We start from the raw sequence: 22,546 nt of genomic DNA, 5'->3' as shown, positions 1-22,546 counted from the left end.
CGCCGACCTTATCCAACCCGTGTTCACAGCTGCGCCCGGCCGGGTTTCACGGCCTGTACACAGCCGGGCGGGAGATCATGTCGCCGACATAACCTGACCATGAGGACGAACAGGGACGGAAGTGGAGTTCATGGACGGCAGGCGCCCCCCGACGAACCCGACCGGGTTGCTGGCCGTCTGGGGCGTGACCCGGTTCGTCCTGCTGCTCTGGGTGTTCAAGGCGGTCGTCTTCCCCGGCCCCGACGTCACCAGCGACGTGTCCGTCATCTACCGGGGCTGGTACGACGTCCTGAGCGGCGGAACGTTCCCGCAGGGCGATGTCACCTGGCAGTACCCGCCGGCCGCCGCCCTGGCGATCCTGTCGCCCGCCCTGCTGCCGTTCCTGGACTACGCGTCGGCCTTCTTCGTCCTGGCCTTCCTCGCCGACCTGGCCGTCCTCACGCTGCTGCTGCACACGGGCCTGCGTCCCGGCCGGTCGCCGCGTGGGGTGTGGCTGTGGGTGGTGGGCCTGCCGCTGCTCGGCCCGACGGTCTACTCCCGCTACGACGTGATGGTGACCGCGGTCGCGGTGGCCGCGCTGGTCGCCGGGGCCCGCCACCCGCGGGCGATGGGCGCGCTGGCCGGCTTCGGCGCGCTGCTGAAGGTGTGGCCGGCGCTGCTGCTCGTCGGTGCGGTGCGGCGCCGGGCGTGGGCCGCGGCGGCGGTGACCGCGGCGGCCCTGGCCGGTCTGTTCGCGGCGGTGATGCCGGGCGCCTTCGCCTTCCTGACGTTCCAGCGGGACCGGGGCACCGAGGTGGAGTCGCTGGGCGCGCTCGTCTTCCACCTGGCCCGGCAGACGGGCTGGCAGGGCCAGGTGCTGCTCCACTACGGCTCGGTGGAGTTCCTCGGCCCGTGGGTGGACACGGTGAGCGACGCGGCCCTGGGGCTCGCCGCGCTGGCCTTCGGCTGGCTGCTGGTGTGGCGGCTGCGGGCCCGGCGGTTCGCGCCGCACACGCTCGCGGACGCCGCCTTCACCGCCGTTCTGCTGTTCACCGTCACCAGCCGGGTGATCAGCCCCCAGTACATGGTGTGGCTGGTCGGTCTGGCGGCCGTCTGCCTGTGCTTCCGGGGCACCCGCATGGGGCTGCCGGCCGCGCTGGTGCTGGCCGCGACGCCGGTGACGGTCCTGGAGTTCCCCCTCTGGTTCGCGCACGTCGTCGCGAGCGACACCCTCGGCGTCACCCTGCTGTTCCTGCGCAACGGCCTCCTGGTGGCGGCCGCGGTCACCGCCGCCGTACGGCTGTGGCGCTCCACCGTGCCCCGCCCCGAGACCCCGGCCCCCCTCCCCGCCCCCACCGGCCCCGTCTCCCGCACCGACGGCGCTCCCGTGTCCTCCTGACGACCCGCCCGGCTGCGGTCCGCCTGAGTGCCGCCGCCCGGCCCGCCCGGGTGGCGCCGCACCGCCCGCCCGGGTGGCGCCGCCCGGTCACACACCCGCGCCGCGACCGACCCGGCCGGCCCGCTCGTCCGCCGCCGCGGCGGCCGGCGCGGCCGCCTGTGCGCCGCCGCCGGCACGACAGGCCGCCCGGAAGCCGCCACCGACACCGTCCCACCGACCCACCCGGCCGTACGCCCCTGCCGACCCGCCCGGTCACTCGCTGCCGCCGACCCACGGCCCGGCCACACGCCCACACCCCCGCCGGCCCACCCGGCCTGGCCGGACGCCCCTGCCGACCCCGCCCGGCCCGCCCGGCCACCGGTGCGCCGAGGCGGCGCGGCGGGCGGCGGGCCCGCCGGTTCAGCCCAGTTCGTCGTGCAGGTACTGCCGCCACGCGGCGGTGAAGTCCTCCGTCGTCGTCCCCAGCACGCTCTCCAGCGCGCCCTCGACCGCCCCGTCCCGCTTCCCGTGCGCCCCGACGGCCCGGTAGAACGCCTCCAGCCGCTCCTCGCCCCACCGGTCGGCGATCAGGCGGCAGGCCAGCCAGCCGCCCTCGTAGGCCCGCGCCAGCCGGTCCGCGTCCCCGGCGAAGCCGAAGTCGTCGTCGGCGGGCAGGTCCTCGGGTGACTCCCCCGCGGCGAGGGCGCCGACGAGTTCGGGGGCGACCTGCCGCGGGGTGCGTCCGGTGCCGCGGTAGCCGACCCAGTCGGCGTAGCCCTCGGAGAGCCACAGCGGGGTGGCGGCGTCGGTGTGGGCGCGGGTGGCGACATGGGTGGTCTCGTGGGTGAGCACGACCTGCTGCCCGAGCGGGCCCAGCGAGCCGTACGCGTCCGGGTTGACGACGACCCGGTCCGCGGGTGCCGGGCTCGCGCCGCCCGTCTCGGCCGTGGTGACCGCGGCGATCCCCCGGTAGGAGGAGGCGGGCGAGCCGAGCAGCGCCGCCATGCCGTCCAGCGACCCGGGGACGAGCAGGACAACGCCGCGCGCCCAGTCCGTGCCCCAGGCCTCCGAGACGGCGGGGACCGCCCGGTCGGCCAGGCCGGCGAAGTCCCGCAGCCGGGCGGCGGACTGCCCGACGCCCAGCACCAGGCTGTGCGCGCCGCGGACGACGGTCACCGTGCCCTGGTCCCACAGTTGTTCGCCCGCCTTCCCGGCGGGCCGCTCGGAGGTGACGGTCCAGCGTCCGTCCGCGTCACGGGCGAGGCGCACGCTGCGGTCGGCGGTGACCGGGGCCCTGTCGTGACCGGTGAGGCGGTAGCTGAGCTCGGCGTCGGCGGTGGCGGTGTCGCCGCTGCGGTGCACGGCGGTCACCCGGTAGGACCAGCCGGCCAGCGGCACGGCCCGCAGCCGGGCGTATCCGGTGCTCCGGCCGGTGGCGGCGTAGGCGTCCGCGTCGTGGGCCAGCAGGGCGGCGGCCCGCCGGTCGAGCACCCGCTGCACGTCGGCCCGGACGCCGTCCGTCGCGGGCCGTCCCCCGCACCCCACGAGCAGCACCAGCAGCAGCACCGGGGACAGCAGTGCCCGCCACAGCCCCACGTCCCGGGATCCGCGCGCCCGTCTTCGACCAGCCATTCTCCTGATCGTACGGCGACCCGCCCGGGACGGAACCCGCCGAGGAGCCCGTCAGGGCCGTGTCACCGCCGACACGGGCATCATCCCGACCGGGTCGTAGCGCACCGGCGCGCCCGGATAGGGGGCGTGGATGACCTGGCCGTTGCCGGCGTACATGCCGACGTGGCCGGCGTCGGAGCGATAGGTGACGATGTCGCCGGGCCGGGCCTGGGAGAGCGGGACCCGCCGTCCGGCGTAGGCCTGCGCCTGCGAGGTGCGCGGCAGGGAGACGCCGGCCTGCGCGTACGACCACTGCACCAGGCCCGAACAGTCGAAGCCGGAGGGGCCGTTGGCGCCCCAGACGTACGGCCTGCCGAGCGCGGAGCGGGCGGCGGCCAGGGCGGCGGCCGCACGGCCCGAGGCCGGGGCGGCGCCCCCGGGGCCGGACAGGCCGGCGCGGCCGGAACGGGAGGCCCGGTCGTAGGCGGCGCGCGCCGCGGACGGCAGGGAGTTGAGCAGTTGCCGGGCCCTGGCGAGCTTCCCCTCGACGGTCCGCTTGTGCCGGGCGACGGCCTTGCGGCTCTTCTCCAGCTCGCCCAGTTGCCGGGACGCCTCGGCGCGTTCCTGAGCCAGGTCGCGCAGGGCGTCCTGGAGGTCCGACAGCTCACCGGCCTGGTGGGTGGTGATCCGGTCGAGGACGGAGGCCCGGTCGAGGTAGTCCTCGGGGTCGTCGGAGAACAGCAGCGCGAGGGACGGGTCGAGGCCGCCGGAGCGGTACTGCGCGCCGGCCAGCGAGCCGAGCCGCTCACGCAGGTCGTTGACGCGCTCCTGCTGGCGGGCGATCCGGTCCTGGGAGTCGCCGACCTGCCGGCGCAGCGCCGCGGCCCGCTCGCCGGCCTCGTTGTACGCCTCGGTGGCCTTCTCGGCCTGCCGGTAGAGGCGGTCGACCTCGGCGCGGGTGTCGTCGAGCGGTGCGGCCTGGGCCGGTACGGCGGCGGACACGGCGCCGAGGAGGGCGGTCGTGGCGGACAGGACGCACAGGGCACCCCGGTCGAACCCGGACGGTGCAAGGCGGCGATGGGACCCCACGGGAAGCCGCGCTCCTTCCACTGACGGACGAGGAAACGCGGCAGACAGTAGTCCGGTGGTGGGGGCCCGGCCAAAGACCCGCGCGGCCACACACCGTGACGCCCCGCCTCTGACGCAGGTCATGGGCGGGGCGCGGGGTCAGTTCACGTGGTGGCGATTCGCCCGTTCGGGCGGTGCGGTGTCGTGATCTTGAGGGTGGTCAGATCCGGACGCCGAACTGGAACGGCATGTTGTCGATCGACTCGTAGCGCACCACGGTGCCGGTGCGCGGGGCGTGCAGCACCTGGCCGTTGCCCGCGTAGAAACCGACGTGGTGCTGGTCGCTGTAGAAGATGACCAGGTCGCCGACCTTGAGGTCGGACTGGGAGTAGATGCGCGTGCCCGCGTTGGCCTGGGCCTGCGAGGTGCGCGGGATGGAGACGCCGGCCTGGGCGTAGGCCCAGGAGGTCAGGCCCGAGCAGTCGAAGGACGAGGGGCCGGTGGCGCCGTAGACGTACGGCGAGCCGATCTTGCTCTGGGCGGCCTGGAAGGCGGCGAGGGCCCGGCTGGAGGCGGACGCGGTGCTGCCGAGGTCGACGCGCTCGCTCGACGAGCGGCTGGCGCGGGCGTCGGCGGCGGCCAGTTCGGCCTTCTCCTCGGCCGTCAGCGTGTTGAGGAGCTTCTGCGCCTCGGCCAGCTTGGCCTGGACTTCCTTCTTCTTCTTGCCCAGCTCGGTCCGGGTGGAGGCGAGGTCCTTGAGTTTGTCGGACGCCTCCGCGCGGTCCTGGGCCAGCTCGCGCTGCTTCTCCTGGATCTTCTTCAGCGCCTCGACCTGCTGGGCGCTGAGCTGGTCGGCGGTGGACGCCTTGTCCAGGTAGTCGTCCGGGTCGGAGGAGAGGAAGAGCTGGAGGGAGGAGTCGATGCTGCCGGTGCGGTACTGGGCGGCGGCCGCGAGGCCGATGCTGTCGCGCAGCTCGTTGAGCTCTTCCTGGCCGCTGGCGACGTCGTCCTGGATGGTGGAGATCTCCTTCTGGAGGGTCTCCTGCTTCTCCTTGGCGCCGTTGTACTTCTCGGTGGCCTTCTCGGCCTCCTCGTACAGCTTGTCGACCTTGGTCTTGACCTCGTCCTTCGTGAGCTTCTCGCTCGGGGCTGCGTTGGCGGCCTGGGAGCTCAGGACGACAGCCGCGGCGGCCGCGGTGGTCAGCACGGTCACACGTGCGCGGCTCGGCTGCTTGGGTCGACGGTGGGACGCCACGGAGGACGAGCTCCTTCTTGTGAGTGATCACTCGTGCGGAGGTTCGATGGCAGACCCTAGTGACCATCCTGTGATCAGTTCAAATCCTCGCACCAAAAAAGTCGGTGACGCAACGCATTCTTTACGGGCAACTCACGTGTGGTAACGCTCGATTGACGCTACGTTGCGTGATAATTCCGCCAATTCGGGCATTAAACCTGTACGTTGACCATGCGGTCGCTATCAGGTCAGCCGCTTGAGGAGTACCGCAGATGCGACAGGCCGCGCCCCCACCCGGGCCACCCCGTCGGCCACCTCGCGGTCGGTCGAGGCGACGATGACCGGACGGCCGGGCGGTTCGGCCCGCACCAGCTGGCGGATCAGCTCGTCGGCGGTGACGCCCGGCTTGGAGAACAGCACCCGCACCCCGCGCGGCGGCGCCAGCAGCACCGGCGCGGCCAGTTCGGCCCCGTCGAAGACGCAGGTGACCTCGGCGCCGGTCTGCGCGGCGAGCTGCGAGAGCTGCCCGAGCAGCCGCAGCCGCTGCTTCTCCAGTGGCATCTGCGGATAACCCGTTTTGGTGACGTTGTAACCGTCGACCACGAGGTGCGCCTGCGGGAGGGCGAGCAACTGGTCCAGGATCGCGGGGTCGTTCTCCGACAGGGCCCGGGCCGCGATGTCCTTCGGGGTCATCCGGCCGGGTTCGACGGCGTCGACGGTCTCCGCCGGCCGGACCGACACGGGCGGCAGCGCCAGCTCCCGGCGCAGCCCCTGGGCCGCGTCCAGCACGGTGTCCAGCAACAGCCGCACCCGCATGTCCTCGACGCTGCGCCCCTCGCGCGCCGCCCTGCGGGTGGCCTCCAGGGCGGTCTCCACCTCCCCGAGCCGCGCCTTCAGCCGCCGCGTCTCGCTCTCGGCGGCGGACACCTGCGCCTGCCCCTCGGTACGGACCGCTTCTATCTCGCCCTGCACCTTGCGCAGCGCGGCCTCGCCGCGCTTGACGTCACTGAGCGCCGAACGCAGCTTGCGGTGAAGCGATTCGGCTTCCTTCTTCGCCGTCTCCAGCTCGGCCCGCAGCCGTTCGGTCTCGGCGCGGGTCTGCGCGCGGGCCTGGGAGAGCTGCTCGCGCAGTCGCTCCAGCTCCGCGCGGCTCTCGTCGCCCGCGCGCTCGGCGTCCGCCCGCTGCGCCTCCTCGCCGGCCGCGGTCACCAGCTTCACCCAGTCGACGGGCCGCAGCACGTAGGCCGCGGCCGCCACGTCGAGCGGGTCCGCGGCCGGGGGCGGCGAGCCGGAGTCGAGGGCACCGGCCAGTTCCGGCTGGGCCTCTCTGAACTTCTCGGCGATGCGCTGCCGGAACAGCGTGTCCGTCTCCAGCGCGGCCGCCATCGCGTTGCCCGCGAACTTCGCCCGCCGATTGGGGGCGAACCGGGCGTACTGCCGCAACTGGGCGGGCAGTTCGGCGACGGTCAGCCCTCCGAAGCCGTCCGAGACGATCTGGACGACCCGGCGGCGCACACCGTCGGGCAGCGGACGGTCGAGCACCTCAGCGGCGCCGTCGCCCGGCCCCCCGCCTGCGCTCTCCACCATCCGTCACACCCCAATTTCTGAGCCGGGCCCTCCCCCACTCCCGCCTTCGCGCGAGCGGGAGGACCCCCGTCGTCAGGAGCCGGCGCCCGGCCTGTCCACGAGTTCCACCTGGTCCACGGCGTTGCACCAACGGCACCGCACCGACTCGATGGTCTCACTGACCACCTCGCGCTCCTCGACCGTGGGCTCGCCGGCGAGATCGAGGTGGACGTACTCCACGACCTTCGACGAGCGCGTCACGTCGAACCGGGTGAGGTTGCCGCAGAGCGTGCAGCGCCACCGCGTCGTGGCGGTCGGCAGGGGAACCGTCATCGTGACCGTCCGCTTCCTTCTAGTGTCGGGCTTCCGGCGCCGGGGCGCGCCCAAGGGCTCCCCGCTCCGTGTGGCTCGTAACCCTACGGCCTGGCGGGTACTCGCCGCCCATCCGCCCACGGCGGCGAGGCGGTCCATGGCCGTACGTCCCGTTACGTCATGCTCTGTACTCATGATCAGGGACTGGAGCGGCGCCGTCAGCCGGAGCGTGGGCAGAGCGGTCCGGCGGCCGGCGGCGCCGGTGACGTACGGACTGATCGCCCTGTGCTGTGTGATCTTCCTGATCGGCCCCGCCTCGGGCCTCGACGCGGGGTACGGCACCGCGGAGGAGCTGCCGGCCGTCCGGCGCGGCTACTTCCGCCGCTGGGGGGTGATCCCGGCCGACCTGTTCGAGGGGTCCGCGCGCGCCGCCCTCACCCCCGCCACGGCCCTCTTCGTCCACGGCAGCTGGGTGCATCTGCTGGGCAACATGCTCTTCCTCTACGTCTTCGGGACGATGACCGAGCACCGGATGGGCCGGCTCCGTTTCGCCCTCTTCTACCTCGGCTGCGGCTACCTGGCCCTGCTCGGCTACGCCGCCGCCCACGCCGGTTCCGGGCAGTCCCTGGTCGGCGCCTCGGGGGCCATCTCCGCGGTGCTCGGCGCGTTCCTCCACCTCTTCCCCCGGGCGCGCGTCACCAGTCTCCTGCCGTTCCTGCTCTTCCTGCCGCTGCGCTTCCCGGCGTGGGTGGTGCTGCCCTTCTGGGCGGCCCTCCAGTGGCTGGCGGCGGGGCGGGCGGGCCCGGGGCCGGGCGTGGCCTACCTGGCCCACCTGCTGGGCTTCGGCCTGGGCTTCGGCTGCGCGTGGGCCGGGCGCAACGGGACGACTAGAGTGAAAGCCGCCCGAGCCCCGGCCCCCGAGGGAGAGAACCAGCCGTGATCACCGCGATCGTCCTGATCAAGACCAGCGTGGACCGGATCCCCGAGATCGCCGAGTCGATCGCCTCGCTGGAGTCCGTGAGCGAGGTCTTCTCCGTCACCGGGACGTACGACCTGATCGCCATGGTGCGGGTGCGGCAGCACGAGGAGCTCGCCGAGGTGATCCCCGGGCGGATCAGCAAGATCCCCGGCGTCGAGGCGACGGACACGCACGTCGCCTTCCGCACGTACTCGCAGCATGATCTCGAGGCTGCGTTCGCCATCGGGCTGGACTCTTAGCGCAGGAGCGCCTGGGGGGGGCGCGGGAGCGTGTGCGACTGCCGGGCGGCGGTGGCTGGTCGCGCCCACGCGGCGGAGCCGCATGCCGACACGGCCCCGCGCCCCCACGGCGCTGCCCCTGGCGTCGGCCGCATCACACCGCCGGGACGCAGCGGCCGTCCTCCGTGCGGTACTGCCACTTGGCGCCGCTCGCGACCAGTTCCTTCACCGCGGTCACGAAACGCTCCACGTGCTCGTCCGGCGTCCCCGCGCCGAAGCTCACCCGGATCGCGTTGAGGGACTTCTCGCCCGGCGCGGCCTCGGGGGCGCCGCACTCGCCCTGGCTGCGCGGGTCACTGCCGAGGAGGGTGCGGACGAGGGGGTGGGCGCAGAAGAGGCCGTCGCGGACGCCGATGCCGTACTCGGCGGAGAGGGCGGCGGCGAAGTGGGAGCTGTTCCAGCCCTCGACGACGAAGGAGATCACGCCGACGCGGGGGGCGTCGTCGCCGAAGAGGGACAGGACGCGCACCTCGGGCACCTCGGCCAGCCCCGCTCGCACCTTCTCGACGAGGTACTGCTCCCGGGCGACCAGCGTGTCGAAGCCCGCCTCCGTCAGGGCCTTGCAGGCGGAGGCGATGGAGTAGGCGCCGATGACGTTCGGGGAGCCCGCCTCGTGCCGGGCGGCGCTGTCGTGCCACTCCACGTCCACTCCCCCGTCCTCGCGCCGGGTGACCTTGCGGCTGGCGCCGCCGCCGGCCAGGTACGGCTCGGCCGCGCGCAGCCAGTCGGCGCGCCCGGCCAGGACGCCGGAGCCGAACGGGGCGTACAGCTTGTGCCCGGAGAAGGCGACCCAGTCGACGTCGAGGTCGCGCACGGACACCGGGTGGTGGGGGGCCAGCTGGGCCGCGTCCAGGACGATCCGGGCGCCGTGGGCGTGGGCGGCGGCGGCCAGCTCGCGCACCGGCCACAGCTCGCCGGTGACGTTCGAGGCGCCGGTCACGCAGACCAGGGCCGGGCCGTACGGATCGCGGTCGGCGAGCGCGCGCTCCAGGGTCTCGACGGCCTGGCCCGGGGTGCGCGGGGCGTCCAGGTAGGTGACCCGGGCGTCCTTCCAGGGCAGCAGCGAGGCATGGTGCTCGGTCTCGAAGACGAAGACCTGGCAGTCGGCGGGGAGGGCGGCGGCGAGCAGGTTCAGGGAGTCCGTGGTGGAGCGGGTGAAGACCAGCTGGTCGTCGTCGCGGCAGTCGAGGAACTCCGCGACCGTCCGGCGGGCGTTCTCGAAGAGGTCCGTGGACAGCTGGGAGAGGTAGCCGGCGCCGCGGTGGACGCTGCCGTAGTACGGGGCGTAGGCCGCCACGTCGTCCCAGACGCGCTGGAGGGCGGGGGCGCTGGCCGCGTAGTCGAGCGCGGCGTAGGTGACTTCCCCGCCGGTGACGAGCGGCACGGTGACATCCCGGCCCAGAACGGGCAGCGGGGCACAAACGGACTGGGCGGAGGCAGCGGTGGAGACAGACATGGCGGAACTCCCGTGAGGACGCGTGAAACCGCCGTGCCGGACAGCGCGTCGACGGCACGGAGGGAAGAGGAAAAAGGGGTGTGCGGAGGCGGGGCTCTGCGGCCCTATCGCATTCGCTTGCTCACGGGAGGCTCCTCGACGACCAGGACCCCTGCCCCGCCGCTGAACCAAAAGCGTGCGAGGGGTCCGCGCTTGCCGTGGGCCTTGCTGCCCACGACCTGGTCTTCACCCGGGGCACCCCGCCACGGACGGAGGGTTGCCGGACAGTCGGCCGGGGCCTCATGACTGTCACTCATGACCTGGGGAGGAAAGTACGGTAAATGATCGCGGTCCCGCAACTCCTGTCCGGATCGCGGGACCGCTTCCCAGGCCGTCAGGCGTTGCTGGCCGCCACCCAGCGCTCCAGCACCCGCGCGGCCGCACCGGAGTCGACGGACCGCGCCGCCTTCTCCATGCCGGCGCGGATCTGCTCGGCCAGCGGTGCGTCCGTCGGCTCCAGCGCCATCAGCGCCGCCGCGGCGTTCAGCAGGACGGCGTCCCGCACCGGCCCCCGCTCGCCCTCCAGCAGCCGGCGCGCGACCCGCGCGTTGTACGAGGGGTCGGCGCCCCGCAGCGCCTCGACGGAAACCAGCTCGATGCCGACGTGCCGCGGGTCGAAGGTCTCCTCGGTCACCTTGCCGTCGCGGACGATCCACACCCGGGAGGTGGACGTGGTGGTCAGTTCGTCGAAGCCGTCGTCGCCCCGGAACACCAGCGACGAGTGGCCGCGCTCGGCGAAGACGCCGGCGACGATCGGCGCCATGCGCGGGTCGGCGACCCCGACCGCCTGGGCGCGCACCCGGGCGGGGTTGGTGAGCGGTCCGAGGGCGTTGAACACCGTACGGACGCCCAGCTGCTTGCGGGCGGCGCCCGCGTGGCGCAGCGCCGGGTGGAACTTGACCGCGAAGCAGAAGGTGATCCCGGCCTCCTCGGCCACCTCGGCCACCCGCTGCGGCGTCAGGTCCAGATTGACGCCCAGCTGCTCCAGGACGTCCGACGCCCCGGACGCGGAGGAGGCCGCCCGGTTGCCGTGCTTGACGACCTTCGCGCCGGTGCCGGCGACGACGATCGACGCCATGGTGGAGATGTTCACCGTCTTCGCGCCGTCGCCGCCGGTGCCGACGATGTCGACGGTGGCGCCGGGCACCTCGATCAGGTTGGCGTGCTCGTACATGGTCCGTACGAGACCGTTGATCTCCGCCACGGTCTCGCCCTTGGCCCGCAGCGCCACCACGAAGGCGGCGATCTGGGCGTCGGTCGCCTCACCGCGCATGATCAGGTCCATGGCCCAGGCGGTCTCCTCCGAGGAGAGGTCCCGGCCGTCCAGCAGACCGTTCAGCAGGACGGGCCAGGAACGGCCCGCCGCGGTGTCGCCTCCAGCGGGGGTCACAGCGCTCATAAGCCGCTCCTGGGTGTCATGGTGGTCCCGCTCCGGCGGGACACGCGTCTCAACGGGTCCCACCCTATCCAGCCACGGGGAACGGCGAAGAGCCCCGTCCGAACACCGGACGGGGCCCTTCAGCGGTTGCGTGGCGACGCAGTGATCAGTGGTGGCCGTGGCCGCTCGTGATCTCCCTGTACTCCTCGACGGTCGGCTTGGCGATCTGGCTCTCCTCGCCGTAGTACGCCTTGCTCAGCTTGGCGCGGGCCTTCTCGGTGCGCTTCACCTTGCGCTCGACGCCGTTCTCGTCGACCGTCGGGCCGATCTCGGCCGGCGCGTACTGCTCGTGCGCGGTGAGCGTGTAGAGCTGCTCCTGGCTGAGCGGCTCGTGCACCTCGATGAACTCACCGTGCGGCAGGCGCTTGATGGTGCCGGTCTCGCGACCGTGCAGCACCTTGTCCTTGTCGCGGCGCTGGAGGCCGAGGCAGATCCGCTTGGTGACGACGAAGGCGAGGACCGGGCCGACGAAGAAGCCGATCCGGACGAACCAGGTGACCGCGTTGATCGACAGGTGGAAGTGGGTGGCGACGATGTCGTTGCCACCGCCGATCAGCATGATCATGTAGCCGGTGACCCAGGCGACACCGAAGGCCGTACGGGTCGGGGCGTTGCGCGGGCGGTCCAGGATGTGGTGCTCGCGCTTGTCGCCGGTGACCCAGGACTCGATGAACGGGTAGAGGGCGATCACACCGAGGAACAGACCGAAGAGCACCAGCGGGATGAACACGCCGAGGACCAGCGTGTGACCCCAGAAGTTGATCTCCCAGCCCGGCATGGCGCGGACCAGACCCTCGGCGAAGCCCATGTACCAGTCGGGCTGGGCGCCGGTGGACACCTGGTCCGGACGGTACGGGCCCAGGGCCCAGATCGGGTTGACGGACGCGATGCCGGCGAGGGCCGCGATCAGACCGAAGACCAGGAAGAAGAAGCCTCCGGCCTTGGCCATGTAGACCGGCAGCAGCGGCATGCCGACGACGTTCTTGTTGGTCCGGCCGGGACCCGCGAACTGCGTGTGCTTGTGGTAGAAGACCAGGATCAGGTGGCCGACCACCAGACCGAGCATGATGCCCGGCAGCAGCAGGATGTGGATCGAGTAGAACCGCGCGACGAAGTCGCCGCCCGGGAACTCCCCGCCGAACAGGAACATCGAGATGTACGTGCCGACGATCGGCACGGACAGGATCGCGCCCTGGGTGAAGCGGACACCGGTGCCGGAGAGCAGGTCGTCCGGGAGCGAGTAGCCGGTGAAACCGGTGAACATGCCGAGGACGAACAGCAGGAAGCCGAACAGCCAGTTGATCTCACGCGGCTTGCGGAACGCGCCCGTGAAGAACACGCGCATCATGTGCACGAACATGCCGGCGAGGAAGATGATCGCCGCCCAGTGGTGGATCTGCCGGATCAGCAGACCGCCGCGGACGTCGAAGGAGATCTCCAGCGTCGAGCTGAACGCCTCCGACATCAGCTGGCCCTGGAGCGGGACGTAGCTGCCGTGGTACTCCACCTCGTTCATCGACGGGTGGAAGAACAGCGTCAGGTACACACCCGTGAGGATGATGATGATGAAGCTGTAGAGGCAGATCTCACCGAGCATGAAGGACCAGTGGTCCGGGAAGATCTTGCGCATGTTGGCCTTGGCCAGGGAGTAGATCCCCAGCCGGCCGTCCGCCCAGTCGGCGACCCGCTCGCCCGCGGGTGCCTTGCGGCGGTCGTCGTTGTTACTCATCCGCGCTCCCAGAAGGCAGGACCGACGGGCTCTTCGAAGTCGCTGAGCGCCTCGAGGTACCCCTCGTCGTTCACGCCGATGCGCAGCTGCGGCAGGGCGTGGCCGGCCGGGCCGAAGATCACTCGGGCACCGTCGGACAGGTCGAAGGTGGACTGGTGGCAGGGGCACAGCACGTGGTGCGTCTGCTGCTCGTAGAGCGAGATCGGGCAACCGACGTGGGTGCAGATCTTCGAGTACGCCACGATGCCCTCGTGCGACCACTCGAGTTCCTGCTTGTCCTTGATGTCGTCCGGCTCGATCCGGACGATCATCAGGGCGGCCTTGGCGATCTCGTTCTGGAAGTCGTGGTCGGTCTCCTCCAGGCCCTCCGGCTTGGCGAAGGTGAGGGAGCCGACCGCGACGTCCGAGGGACGCAGCGGCTCGTTGGTGTTCATGTTGACGAGCAGCTTGCCCTTGGACCACAGCGTGTGGCGCAGCTTGTCCTCGGGCAGCGGGCCGAGGTCGCGCAGCAGCACGACGCCGGAGAGCGGGAACAGGGCCAGCGCACCGAACATCGTGTTGCGGATCAGCTTGCGGCGACCCAGCGCGGACTCCTGAGCGCCGTCCCGGAAGTCGGCCATGACCTTGGCCTTGACCTCGGGCGACGCCTCGATCGCGTGCCGCTCGTCGGCGACCTCCACGTCGGACATCAGGGTGCGGGCCCAGTGGACCGCGCCGGCGCCGATGCAGAACAGGGCGGCACCCAGCGTCAGGCCGAGCGCGAAGTTCTGCGCGTTGATGTGCCCGAGCGGGAAGATGTAGACCGACTGGTCGTGCGGGATCGCCACGTACGAGGCGATGAAGCCGACGGTGGCCAGCATCGACAGCGTGAACAGGAACGCGACCGTGCGCTCGGACCGCTTGGCGGCCCGCTCGTCGACGTCCTGGATCCGGTGCTCGTGGGGCGGCAGCCCCGGGTCGGCGAACGGGTGCTTCTCGTCCGCCACGTCCACCGCACCGTGCGCGCGGCCCTGCTCAGCGGGCAGGTTCTCTTCTGGAATGTCTTGGCTACTCATGACTTCTTGGCCTTTGCGGTCCGGGCGGCGACCCACACGGCGACGGCGATGAGTCCGCCGAGACCGAAGATCCAGCCGAACAGACCCTCGCTGACCGGCCCGAGGCCGCCCAGCTCGAGACCGCCGGGGCTCTCCGTCTCATCACCGTTGACCGCGTTCAGGTACGCGATGATGTCCTTCTTGTTCTGCTCCGACAGCGTGGTGTCGGGGAAGGAGGGCATGTTCTGCGGGCCGGTCTGCATGGCCTCGTAGATGTGCTTCGGGTCCACGCCCTCGAGCGACGGCGCGTACTTGCCCTTGGTCAGGGCACCGCCCTTGCCGGTGAAGTTGTGGCACTGCGCGCAGTTGGTGCGGAACAGCTCACCGCCCTTGGCGATGTCCGCTCCCTCCTCGCCGTACTCGGCCTCGGTGGGGACGGACGGGCCGGCGCCGAGCGAGGCGATGTACGCGGCGAGCTGGTCGATCTCGGCCTGCGTGTAGACGACCTTCTTGGACGGGATCTGAGCCATCTGGGACGTCGAGGCCGGCATGCGGCCGGTGCCGACCTGGAAGTCGACGGCCGCGGCGCCCACGCCCACGAGGCTGGGACCGTCGGAGGTGCCCTGACCGCCGGTGCCGTGGCAGCTGGCGCAGCCGACGGCGTAGAGCTTCTTGCCCTCGTCGATGGCGAGGGACTGGGCGGTTTCGTCTGCCTGCGCCTTGCTCGCGGGTGCGAACGCGGCGTACAGCCCCCCGGTGCATGCCAGCGCGAGGAGTAGGACGACGAGCGCCGCCATCGGATGGCGTCGTCGTGCGGAGAGCTTTTTCACGGATTACCCCGGTGTCAGGATCTTCTGCGTCGATGCTTCTGGGATGGGTGCGGGAGCGGGCCCGGCTACTTGATCATGTAGATCGTGGCGAAGAGGCCGATCCAGACGACATCGACGAAGTGCCAGTAGTAGGACACGACGATCGCGGCGGTCGCCTGCTCGTGGGTGAACCTCCTGGCCGCGTAGGTGCGCCCGAGGACCAGCAGGAAGGCGATGAGGCCGCCCGTCACGTGCAGGCCGTGGAAGCCGGTGGTCAGGTAGAAGACCGAGCCGTAGGGGTCGGAGGAGAGCGAGAGCCCGTCCTTCTTGACCAGCTCGGTGTACTCGTACACCTGACCGCCGATGAAGATCGCACCCATGATGAAGGTGACGATGAACCAGCCCCGGAGCTTCTTGACGTCACCGCGCTCGGCGGCGAACACGCCGAGCTGGCAGGTGAGGGAGGAGAGCACCAGGATCGTGGTGTTCGTCGCCGAGAACGGGAAGTTCAGGGCCTCGGCCATTTCCTTCCAGTGCTCGGGACCCGTCACCGATCGCAGGGTGAAGTACATCGCGAAGAGGGCCGCGAAGAACATCAGCTCGGAACTCAGCCAGATGATGGTTCCGACGCTGGTGAGGTTCGGCCGGTTGACCGACGGGTGCGCGTGCCCGGTTTCTACTGTCGTTGCTGTCGCCACGACCGACATTATGTCGGTCGCTTATCCCGCCCTCACTCCCGGGGGTGCCGTTCGGGGTGTCCGCACCCCGTGGACTGCCCGTATGGCCCATCGTGGCGGTGTTCCGACAGGTGTTGACGGGGTGTCCGCAGGAGTAGCATCCGCACCGTCGGTACCCGGAAGTTCCCGAGCAGTGCTGTGTCTTCTGAGGAGCGTGGAGGAACCATGCAGGCGACCGCGACGGTGCTGGTCTACAGCGATGACGCCAACACCCGCGAGCAGGTGCGGCTGGCCTCCGGCCGGCGGCCGGCGCCCGACGCGCCCCTGGTCGAGTTCGTGGAGTGCGCGACCCCGGCCGCCGTGCTGACGGAGCTGGACAAGGGCGGCATCGACGTCTGCGTCCTGGACGGCGAGGCCGTTCCCATGGGGGGCATGGGGATGTGCCGGCAGATCAAGGACGAGGTGTTCCGGTGCCCGCCGGTGCTGCTCCTCATCGGGCGGCCCCAGGACGCCTGGCTGGCGACCTGGTCCCGGGCCGACGCGGCGGTGACGCTGCCCGTGGAGCCGGTGGAGTTCGCGGGGGCGCTGGCCTCCCTGCTGCGGGACAGGCAGGCGCTGGGCGTCTGACCCGCCCGGGGGGTCGCCCGCGGCACCCGCCCGGGACGCCGGGGACCGCTCGGAGGGCGCCCCCGGCGGCTCCTCACACGGCCGTCGGCCGCAGCCTCGACGGGTCCTGTTCGGGCCGGTGCTGCCCGGTGGTCAGCGCGCTGCCCGTGCGCCACTTCGCCCAGTCGATGTTCCAGTCGCCGAAGCCGTTGCCGAAGGTCTCCATCGTGTGGCCGTAGCTGTTGACGACCTGGACGACGTCGCCCTCCCGGACGTTCTGGAAGAACCACGCCGCGTTCTGGGTGCTCATGCCGGTGCAGCCGTGGCTGACGTTGGCGTACCCCTGGGAGCCGACGGACCAGGGGGCGGCGTGGACGTACTCGCCGCTCCAGGTCACCCGGGTGGCGTAGTAGACCGGCAGGTCGTAGGACTCCGAGGAGCCCTCGGCGATGCCGATGCTGGTGCCGCGCATCCGTACGAAGTACTCCTTGCCCAGGACGACCTTGACGCCGTTGCGGGTCTCGAAGCCGGGCTTGCCGGTGGTGACGGGTATCCGCTTGATCTCCTCGCCGTTCTTGAAGACGGTCAGGGAGTGCGCCGAGGCGTCGGTGACGGCGATGACGCGGTCGCCGATGGTGAGGGCGACGTCCTTCGCCGGCCCGCCCCAGAGGCGGTCGCCGACCTTGATGCCGTCCAGGGTGCTGTGCAGGCGGACCGCGGTGCGGGCCGGCCAGTAGTCCTTGGGCCGGTAGTGGAGCTTCTTGTCGTCGACCCAGTGCCAGGCGCCCTCGACGGAGGGCTTGGAGTCGACCTTGAGGGAGCGCTCGACGACCGCGCGCTGTGCGGGGTCCTTGACGGGCCGGCTCAGTTCGGCCGTGAGGGGCTGGCCGACACCGTAGGTGCCCGCCTTGGGGCCGAACGTCACCGTCAGCAGCGTCTTGGCGGTGGGCTTGCCGGTGTCGACGGTGAGGACCCGGCGGCCGGGGGCGCCGTCCTTGTCCTCGGTGCTCACGCGGACCGTGTAGTGGGCGTCGGCGGCGAGCGGCTCGGTGCTGCGCCAGCGGCGTCCGTCGGCGGAGAGGTCGCCGGCCACGTGGCGGCCCGAGGCGTCCACGGCGGTGACGTCCGTGATGCGGTCGTCGGAGTCCTCCGCGGTGATCTCCAGGGGCTTGTCCGGGTCGGCCTTCACACCGTCGCTCGGGCCGTTGAAGGAGATCCGGTCGGTGGCGTCGTAGGGGCGGGCGGCGAGGGGATGGTCGTCCGAGCCGCAGGCGATCGCGCCCTCGGCCAGGGCGATCACCAGCAGGGTGCAGCCGACGACGGTGCGGGGGCGCAGGCGCGGCGGGGCCGCGGGGGTGAGCGCGCGCAGGCCCGAGGGGCGGGGTGCGGTCACCCCCTCGGCACCGGTTCGGGCGCCGCGGGAAGGCTCGGAGCGGTTCATGGCTTCACGCTAGGGAGCCCTGTCAACGGCGGCGCGCCGGGAGACACGGATGGACGACCGGTTTTGCGGCGAAAGCGTGAGCCCGGACCCTCCTGACGGAGTGTCCGGGCTCGTGCCGTGCCGGGCGCGTGCTACTGGGTGCGGTTCTCACCGCGGTAGTACTCGAAGACCCAGCCCCACAGGCCGATCATGACCAGCGGTGCGGAGAAGTACAGCAGCCACCAGCCGACCGCGACGGACAGGAAGGACAGAGCGCCGCCGATGGCCAGGGAGAGCGGCTGCCAGCTGTGCGGGCTGAAGAAGCCCAGCTCGCCGGCGTCGTCCGCGACGTCCGCCTCCTTGTTGTCCTGGGCACCGGTGTCGACCCGCCGGGCGGTGAAGCCCAGGTAGAAGCCGACCATGATGCACAGGCCGAAGGCCAGGAAGAGGGCCGTGGTACCGGCCGGCTCCTTCGACCACACGCCATAGACGACCGCCATGGCGAGGACGAAGACGCTCAGCCAGATGAACATCTTGCCCTGGATCTTCACTTGCCGGCCTCCTTGCTGCCCGCGATGGCACCGGCGCCGTGGCCGGCGTGCTCCAGCTGCTCGAGCGCGGCGATCTCCGGGTGGTGCAGGTCGAACGCCGGGGATTCACTGCGGATCCGCGGCAGGGTGAGGAAGTTGTGCCGCGGCGGCGGGCAGGAGGTCGCCCACTCCAGGGAGCGGCCGTAGCCCCACGGGTCGTCGACGCCGACCGGCTTGCCGTACTTGGCCGTCTTCCACACGTTGTACATGAACGGCAGGATCGACAGGCCGAGCACGAACGAGCTGATCGTGGAGATCGTGTTCAGGGCGGTGAAGCCGTCGGCGGCCAGGTAGTCCGCGTAGCGGCGGGGCATGCCCTCGGCGCCCAGCCAGTGCTGGACCAGGAAGGTGCCGTGGAAGCCGATGAACAGCGTCCAGAAGGTGATCTTGCCGAGGCGCTCGTCCAGCATCTTGCCGGTCCACTTCGGCCACCAGAAGTGGAAGCCGGAGAACATCGCGAAGACGACGGTGCCGAAGACGACGTAGTGGAAGTGCGCCACCACGAAGTACGAGTCGGAGACGTGGAAGTCCATCGGCGGCGAGGCCAGGATGACACCGGTCAGACCACCGAAGGTGAAGGTGATCAGGAAGCCGGTCGCCCAGAGCATCGGGGTCTCGAAACTCAGTGACCCCTTCCACATCGTGCCGATCCAGTTGAAGAACTTCACACCGGTCGGGACGGCGATGAGGAACGTCATGAAGGAGAAGAACGGCAGCAGCACACCGCCGGTGACGTACATGTGGTGGGCCCACACGGTCACGGAGAGGCCGGCGATCGCGATGGTCGCGGCGATCAGACCGAAGTAGCCGAACATCGGCTTGCGGCTGAAGACCGGGATGACCTCACTGATGATGCCGAAGAACGGCAGGGCGATGATGTACACCTCTGGGTGTCCGAAGAACCAGAAGAGGTGCTGCCACAACAAGGAGCCGCCGTTGGCCGCGTCGAAGACGTGGGCGCCGAACTTGCGGTCCGCCTCCAGGGCGAACAGCGCGGCCGCGAGGACCGGGAAGGCCAGCAGGACCAGCACACCGGTCAGCAGCACGTTCCACACGAAGATCGGCATGCGGAACATGGTCATGCCGGGGGCGCGCATGCAGATGATCGTGGTGATGAAGTTGACCGAGCCGAGGATCGTGCCGAAGCCGGAGAAGGCCAGACCCATGATCCACATGTCGGCGCCGATGCCCGGGCTGCGGACCGCGTCCGACAGCGGGGAGTAGGCGAACCAGCCGAAGTCGGCCGCACCCTGCGGGGTGAGGAAGCCGGCCACCGCGATCAGCGAGCCGAACAGGTACAGCCAGTAGGCGAACATGTTCAGCCGCGGGAACGCCACGTCGGGCGCGCCGATCTGGAGCGGCATGATCCAGTTCGCGAATCCGGCGAACAGCGGCGTCGCGAACATCAGCAGCATGATCGTGCCGTGCATCGTGAACGCCTGGTTGAACTGCTCGTTCGACATGATCTGCAGGCCCGGCCGGGCCAGCTCGGCGCGCATGAGGAGCGCCATCACGCCGCCGATGAGGAAGAACGCGAACGACGTGACGAGGTAGAGCGTGCCGATCGTCTTGTGGTCCGTGGTGGTCAGCCACTTGATGACGACCTCACCGCGGCGCTGGCGCCGGACCGGCAGCTCGTCCTCGTAGTGGGACCCTGCCGCCGCGGCACCCTGGGGTTCGTTGAGGATGCTCACAGGTTGTTCGTCTCCCGGTTCTTCTCATGGGCGGTCTGCTCGATGCCCGCGGGAACGTAACCGGTCTGCCCCTTCTTGGCGAGGTCCTTGAGGTGCTGCTCGTAGCGCTCGGGGGAGACGACCTTCACGTTGAACAGCATCCGGGAGTGGTCGACGCCGCAGAGCTCGGCGCACTTGCCCAGGAAGGTGCCCTCCTTGTTGGGGGTCACCTGGAAGGCATTGGTGTGGCCCGGGATGACGTCCTGCTTCATCAGGAACGGCACCACCCAGAAGGAGTGGATGACGTCACGCGAGGTGAGGACGAAGCGGACCGTCTTGCCCTCGGGGAGCCAGAGGGTCGGGCCGGGGTTGTTGGTCTGCGGGTTCCGCTCACCGGGGGTGCCGCAGGTGTAGACGCCGCCCGCGTTGTCCGGGAACTCGTCCTTGTAGCGGTCCGGGATCGCGTCCAGGTTCGCGTCGGTCTTCGCGTCCCCGCTGGAGCCGTCGACGTCCTCGATGTAGTTGAAGCACCAGCTCCACTGGAAGCCGACCACGTTGACCGTGACGTCGGGCTTCTTCTCCAGGTCGAGGAGCTTGGACTCGTCGCGGGCCGTGAAGTAGAAGAGGACCGACACGATGATGATGGGGACCACCGTGTACAGCGCCTCGATCGGCATGTTGTACCGGGTCTGCGGAGGAACCTCCACCTTGGTGCGGCTGCGCCGGTGGAAGAAAGCACTCCACAGGATCAGGCCCCACACCAGCACGCCGACGGCGAGCGCGGCAGCCCAGGACCCCTGCCACAGGGAGAGGATCCGCGGAGCCTCTTCCGTGGTGGGGGTGGGCATACCAAGGCGGGGGAAGTCCTCCCATGTGCAACCGGTGGCGGTCGCCAGGACCAGGCCCGCGGTCATTGCCTGCAGCAGCTTCCGCCGCATCGGGCGCCGCGGCGAGCGGTCGGAGCCGTTGGGACTCACGTAGCGCCTTCCCGAGAGTCTCGCCCGCGCGGATCGGCTGCGGCCTTCTCGCTGGTCGGTCGCCGCCCTGCGTCGGGCAGGGGTTTGGATGTTTATGCGGACCAAACCCTAGCCGACGCCTTCCGGGGGTTCGCGGGGAGGGTGGCATACGCGCCGCGGGTCACCCCGAAGGGGTGGGAGTGTGCCGGGTTCGCGCCTCATGGGGCGGGTGTTCGCGATGTGTTCGCGACTGCGGACGCGCGGGGGGGCCGGTCGCGCGGTTCCCCACCTCCCTTCGGGGCGCTTAGCGTTGCCGTGTGCCCTACTTCGACGCGGCCTCCGCCGCTCCCCTTCATCCTGTGGCCCGGCAGGCGCTGTTGGCCTCGCTCGACGAGGGCTGGGCCGATCCGGCCCGGCTCTACCGGGAGGGGCGGCGGGCCCGGATGCTGCTCGACGCCGCCCGGGAGACCGCCGCCGACGCCGTCGGGTGCCGGACCGACGAGCTGGTGTTCACACCGTCGGGGACGCGGGCCGTGCACAGCGGGATCGCCGGGGCGCTGGCCGGCCGGCGGCGGGCCGGACGTCACCTGATCGTGTCATCGGTCGAACACTCCTCGGTGCTCCATTCGGCCGAGGTGTTCGAGGCCGAGGGCGGGACGGTGACACGGGTGCCGGTCCGGCGGACGGGCGCGGTGACGGTCGAGGCGTACGAGGACGCGCTGCGGGCGGACACCGCGCTGGCCTGTCTTCAGTCCGCCAACCACGAGGTGGGGACCGAGCAGCCGGTGGCGGCGGTGGCCGAGGTGTGCCGGGCGGCCGGGGTGCCGTTGCTGGTGGACGCCGCCCAGTCGCTGGGATGGGGGCCGGCGGAGGGGCCCTGGTCGCTGCTGACGGCGAGTGCCCACAAGTGGGGCGGGCCGTCGGGGGTGGGGCTGCTGGTGGTGCGCAAGGGCGTGCGGTTCGCCGTCCGGGGCCCCGCGGACGAGCGGGAGTCCGGGCGGGCGGCCGGTTTCGAGAACCTTCCGGCGATCGTGGCGGCGGCGGCCTCGCTGCGGGCGGTGCGCGCGGAGGCGGCGGCCGAGGCGGCGCGGCTGCGGGAGCTGACGCGGCGGATCCGGGCGCGGGTGCCGGCGCTGGTGCCGGACGTGGAGGTGGTCGGGGATCCGGAGCGCCGGCTGCCCGGGACCGTCACCTTCTCGTGTCTCTATGTCGACGGGGAGGCCCTGCTGCACGAGCTGGACCGGGCGGGCTTCTCCGTGTCGTCCGGGTCGTCCTGTACGAGCAGCACGCTGACGCCGAGTCATGTGCTGCGGGCGATGGGGGTGCTGAGCGAGGGCAATGTGCGGGTGTCGCTGCCGCCGGGGACGGCGGAGGAGGACGTGGAGCGGTTCCTCGCACTGCTGCCGGGGACGGTGGCGGGGGTGCGGGAGAAGCTCGGGGCGCCGGCGCCGGCGCCGGTGGCGGACGTGCGGCAGGACGTGCGGGACGACGTCCTCGTGGTGGACGCCCTCGGCAAGCGCTGCCCGATCCCCGTGATCGAGCTGGCGAAGGTCATCGGGGACGTGCCGGTGGGCGGCACGGTCCGGGTGCTGTCCGACGACGAGGCGGCGCGGCTCGACATCCCCGCGTGGTGCGCCATGCGGGAGCAGGAGTACGTGGGCGAGGAGCCGGCGGACCGGGGCTCGGCCTATCTGGTCCGCCGGCTCGGCTGAGC

At 71.3% G+C, this 22,546-nt stretch carries 20 protein-coding genes and 1 riboswitch; of the genes, 5 read left to right on the top strand and 15 right to left on the bottom strand.

Annotated elements, in window-relative coordinates; translation table 11 throughout:
* Window positions 1–130: 130 nt before the first annotated feature.
* A complete protein-coding gene (locus ACIP67_RS10110) occupies window positions 131–1,378 on the top strand; it encodes a glycosyltransferase 87 family protein (RefSeq protein ID WP_401690209.1) in 1,248 nt (415 codons plus the stop codon).
* A 399-nt stretch (window positions 1,379–1,777) separates the two neighbouring features.
* Here ACIP67_RS10110 and ACIP67_RS10105 read toward each other — a convergent pair whose 3' ends face one another.
* The 5 genes from ACIP67_RS10105 to ACIP67_RS10085 all read right to left on the bottom strand — a co-directional run bounded on the left by ACIP67_RS10105 (window position 1,778) and on the right by ACIP67_RS10085 (window position 7,169).
* Window positions 1,778–2,989 carry a hypothetical protein gene (locus ACIP67_RS10105; protein WP_401690206.1) on the bottom strand — a complete coding sequence of 404 codons (1,212 nt, stop codon included), beginning with the start codon at window positions 2,987–2,989 and terminating at the stop codon, window positions 1,778–1,780.
* Window positions 2,990–3,040: 51 nt separating this feature from the next.
* Window positions 3,041–4,057, bottom strand: coding sequence for an NlpC/P60 family protein (locus ACIP67_RS10100; RefSeq protein WP_401690203.1), 1,017 nt, complete (start codon window positions 4,055–4,057; stop codon window positions 3,041–3,043).
* Between the two features lie 199 nt (window positions 4,058–4,256).
* On the bottom strand, window positions 4,257–5,291 hold the full coding sequence (locus ACIP67_RS10095) for an NlpC/P60 family protein (protein ID WP_401690200.1): 1,035 nt from the start codon (window positions 5,289–5,291) through the stop codon (window positions 4,257–4,259).
* Window positions 5,292–5,513: 222 nt separating this feature from the next.
* The gene (locus tag ACIP67_RS10090; protein WP_401690197.1) at window positions 5,514–6,857 is read right to left on the bottom strand and encodes an NYN domain-containing protein; all 1,344 of its coding nucleotides are present in this window, start codon (window positions 6,855–6,857) and stop codon (window positions 5,514–5,516) included.
* Between the two features lie 72 nt (window positions 6,858–6,929).
* Window positions 6,930–7,169 carry a hypothetical protein gene (locus tag ACIP67_RS10085; RefSeq protein ID WP_014672226.1) on the bottom strand — a complete coding sequence of 80 codons (240 nt, stop codon included), beginning with the start codon at window positions 7,167–7,169 and terminating at the stop codon, window positions 6,930–6,932.
* A 172-nt stretch (window positions 7,170–7,341) separates the two neighbouring features.
* Between ACIP67_RS10085 and ACIP67_RS10080 the strand changes: the two genes are divergently transcribed.
* Both ACIP67_RS10080 and ACIP67_RS10075 read left to right on the top strand, forming a co-directional pair.
* The gene (locus ACIP67_RS10080; RefSeq protein ID WP_401690194.1) at window positions 7,342–8,088 is read left to right on the top strand and encodes a rhomboid family intramembrane serine protease; all 747 of its coding nucleotides are present in this window, start codon (window positions 7,342–7,344) and stop codon (window positions 8,086–8,088) included.
* The gene (locus tag ACIP67_RS10075; RefSeq protein WP_385072474.1) at window positions 8,085–8,366 is read left to right on the top strand and encodes an Lrp/AsnC family transcriptional regulator; all 282 of its coding nucleotides are present in this window, start codon (window positions 8,085–8,087) and stop codon (window positions 8,364–8,366) included. Before ACIP67_RS10080 ends, ACIP67_RS10075 begins: the two co-directional genes overlap by 4 nt.
* A 133-nt stretch (window positions 8,367–8,499) precedes the next feature.
* On the opposite strand, the gene ACIP67_RS10070 is transcribed toward ACIP67_RS10075, so the two are convergent.
* From ACIP67_RS10070 to ACIP67_RS10045, 6 genes are all read right to left on the bottom strand, one after another.
* Window positions 8,500–9,861 carry an aminotransferase class V-fold PLP-dependent enzyme gene (locus ACIP67_RS10070; protein WP_401690190.1) on the bottom strand — a complete coding sequence of 454 codons (1,362 nt, stop codon included), beginning with the start codon at window positions 9,859–9,861 and terminating at the stop codon, window positions 8,500–8,502.
* Between the two features lie 183 nt (window positions 9,862–10,044).
* Window positions 10,045–10,161: riboswitch (SAM riboswitch) on the bottom strand.
* A 73-nt stretch (window positions 10,162–10,234) separates the two neighbouring features.
* The gene (gene trpD, locus ACIP67_RS10065) at window positions 10,235–11,299 is read right to left on the bottom strand and encodes an anthranilate phosphoribosyltransferase (RefSeq protein WP_401690187.1); all 1,065 of its coding nucleotides are present in this window, start codon (window positions 11,297–11,299) and stop codon (window positions 10,235–10,237) included.
* A gap of 145 nt (window positions 11,300–11,444) precedes the next feature.
* A complete protein-coding gene (locus tag ACIP67_RS10060; RefSeq protein ID WP_401690185.1) occupies window positions 11,445–13,067 on the bottom strand; it encodes a cytochrome bc complex cytochrome b subunit in 1,623 nt (540 codons plus the stop codon).
* Window positions 13,064–14,122 carry a Rieske 2Fe-2S domain-containing protein gene (locus ACIP67_RS10055; RefSeq protein ID WP_401690182.1) on the bottom strand — a complete coding sequence of 353 codons (1,059 nt, stop codon included), beginning with the start codon at window positions 14,120–14,122 and terminating at the stop codon, window positions 13,064–13,066. The genes ACIP67_RS10060 and ACIP67_RS10055 overlap by 4 nt, the downstream gene beginning before the upstream one ends.
* The gene (locus ACIP67_RS10050; protein ID WP_401690179.1) at window positions 14,119–14,931 is read right to left on the bottom strand and encodes a c-type cytochrome; all 813 of its coding nucleotides are present in this window, start codon (window positions 14,929–14,931) and stop codon (window positions 14,119–14,121) included. Before ACIP67_RS10050 ends, ACIP67_RS10055 begins: the two co-directional genes overlap by 4 nt.
* Before the next feature lie 65 nt (window positions 14,932–14,996).
* Window positions 14,997–15,617: a heme-copper oxidase subunit III gene (locus ACIP67_RS10045; protein WP_389511639.1), complete on the bottom strand. Its 621-nt coding sequence runs from the start codon at window positions 15,615–15,617 to the stop codon at window positions 14,997–14,999.
* Window positions 15,618–15,812: 195 nt separating this feature from the next.
* On the opposite strand from ACIP67_RS10045, the gene ACIP67_RS10040 reads away from it, so the two are divergent.
* Complete coding sequence (locus ACIP67_RS10040) at window positions 15,813–16,214, top strand: hypothetical protein (protein ID WP_389511640.1); 402 nt, start codon at window positions 15,813–15,815, stop codon at window positions 16,212–16,214.
* A gap of 73 nt (window positions 16,215–16,287) precedes the next feature.
* On the opposite strand, the gene ACIP67_RS10035 is transcribed toward ACIP67_RS10040, so the two are convergent.
* The 4 genes from ACIP67_RS10035 to coxB form a co-directional block, all read right to left on the bottom strand.
* Window positions 16,288–17,634 (bottom strand): Ig-like domain-containing protein, encoded by a 1,347-nt coding sequence (locus ACIP67_RS10035; RefSeq protein WP_401690175.1) that lies wholly within the window; start codon window positions 17,632–17,634, stop codon window positions 16,288–16,290.
* A gap of 131 nt (window positions 17,635–17,765) precedes the next feature.
* A complete protein-coding gene (locus ACIP67_RS10030) occupies window positions 17,766–18,164 on the bottom strand; it encodes a cytochrome c oxidase subunit 4 (RefSeq protein ID WP_385072498.1) in 399 nt (132 codons plus the stop codon).
* Entirely contained in the window at window positions 18,161–19,897 is a 1,737-nt protein-coding gene (gene ctaD, locus ACIP67_RS10025) for a cytochrome c oxidase subunit I (protein ID WP_389511642.1), read from the bottom strand. Before ctaD ends, ACIP67_RS10030 begins: the two co-directional genes overlap by 4 nt.
* Window positions 19,894–20,853, bottom strand: coding sequence for a cytochrome c oxidase subunit II (coxB, locus tag ACIP67_RS10020; RefSeq protein ID WP_401690171.1), 960 nt, complete (start codon window positions 20,851–20,853; stop codon window positions 19,894–19,896). Before coxB ends, ctaD begins: the two co-directional genes overlap by 4 nt.
* Window positions 20,854–21,149: 296 nt before the next feature.
* On the opposite strand from coxB, the gene ACIP67_RS10015 reads away from it, so the two are divergent.
* Window positions 21,150–22,544 carry a cysteine desulfurase/sulfurtransferase TusA family protein gene (locus ACIP67_RS10015; RefSeq protein ID WP_401690168.1) on the top strand — a complete coding sequence of 465 codons (1,395 nt, stop codon included), beginning with the start codon at window positions 21,150–21,152 and terminating at the stop codon, window positions 22,542–22,544.
* Window positions 22,545–22,546: the final 2 nt, after the last annotated feature.

Origin of the sequence: Streptomyces sp. NPDC088812 (genome assembly GCF_044750285.1) — a bacterium.
Taxonomy (GTDB): Bacteria; Actinomycetota; Actinomycetes; order Streptomycetales; family Streptomycetaceae; genus Streptomyces.
The sequence above is the reverse complement of the archived record's forward strand: the minus strand, read 5'-3'. Positions and strand labels throughout refer to the sequence as shown.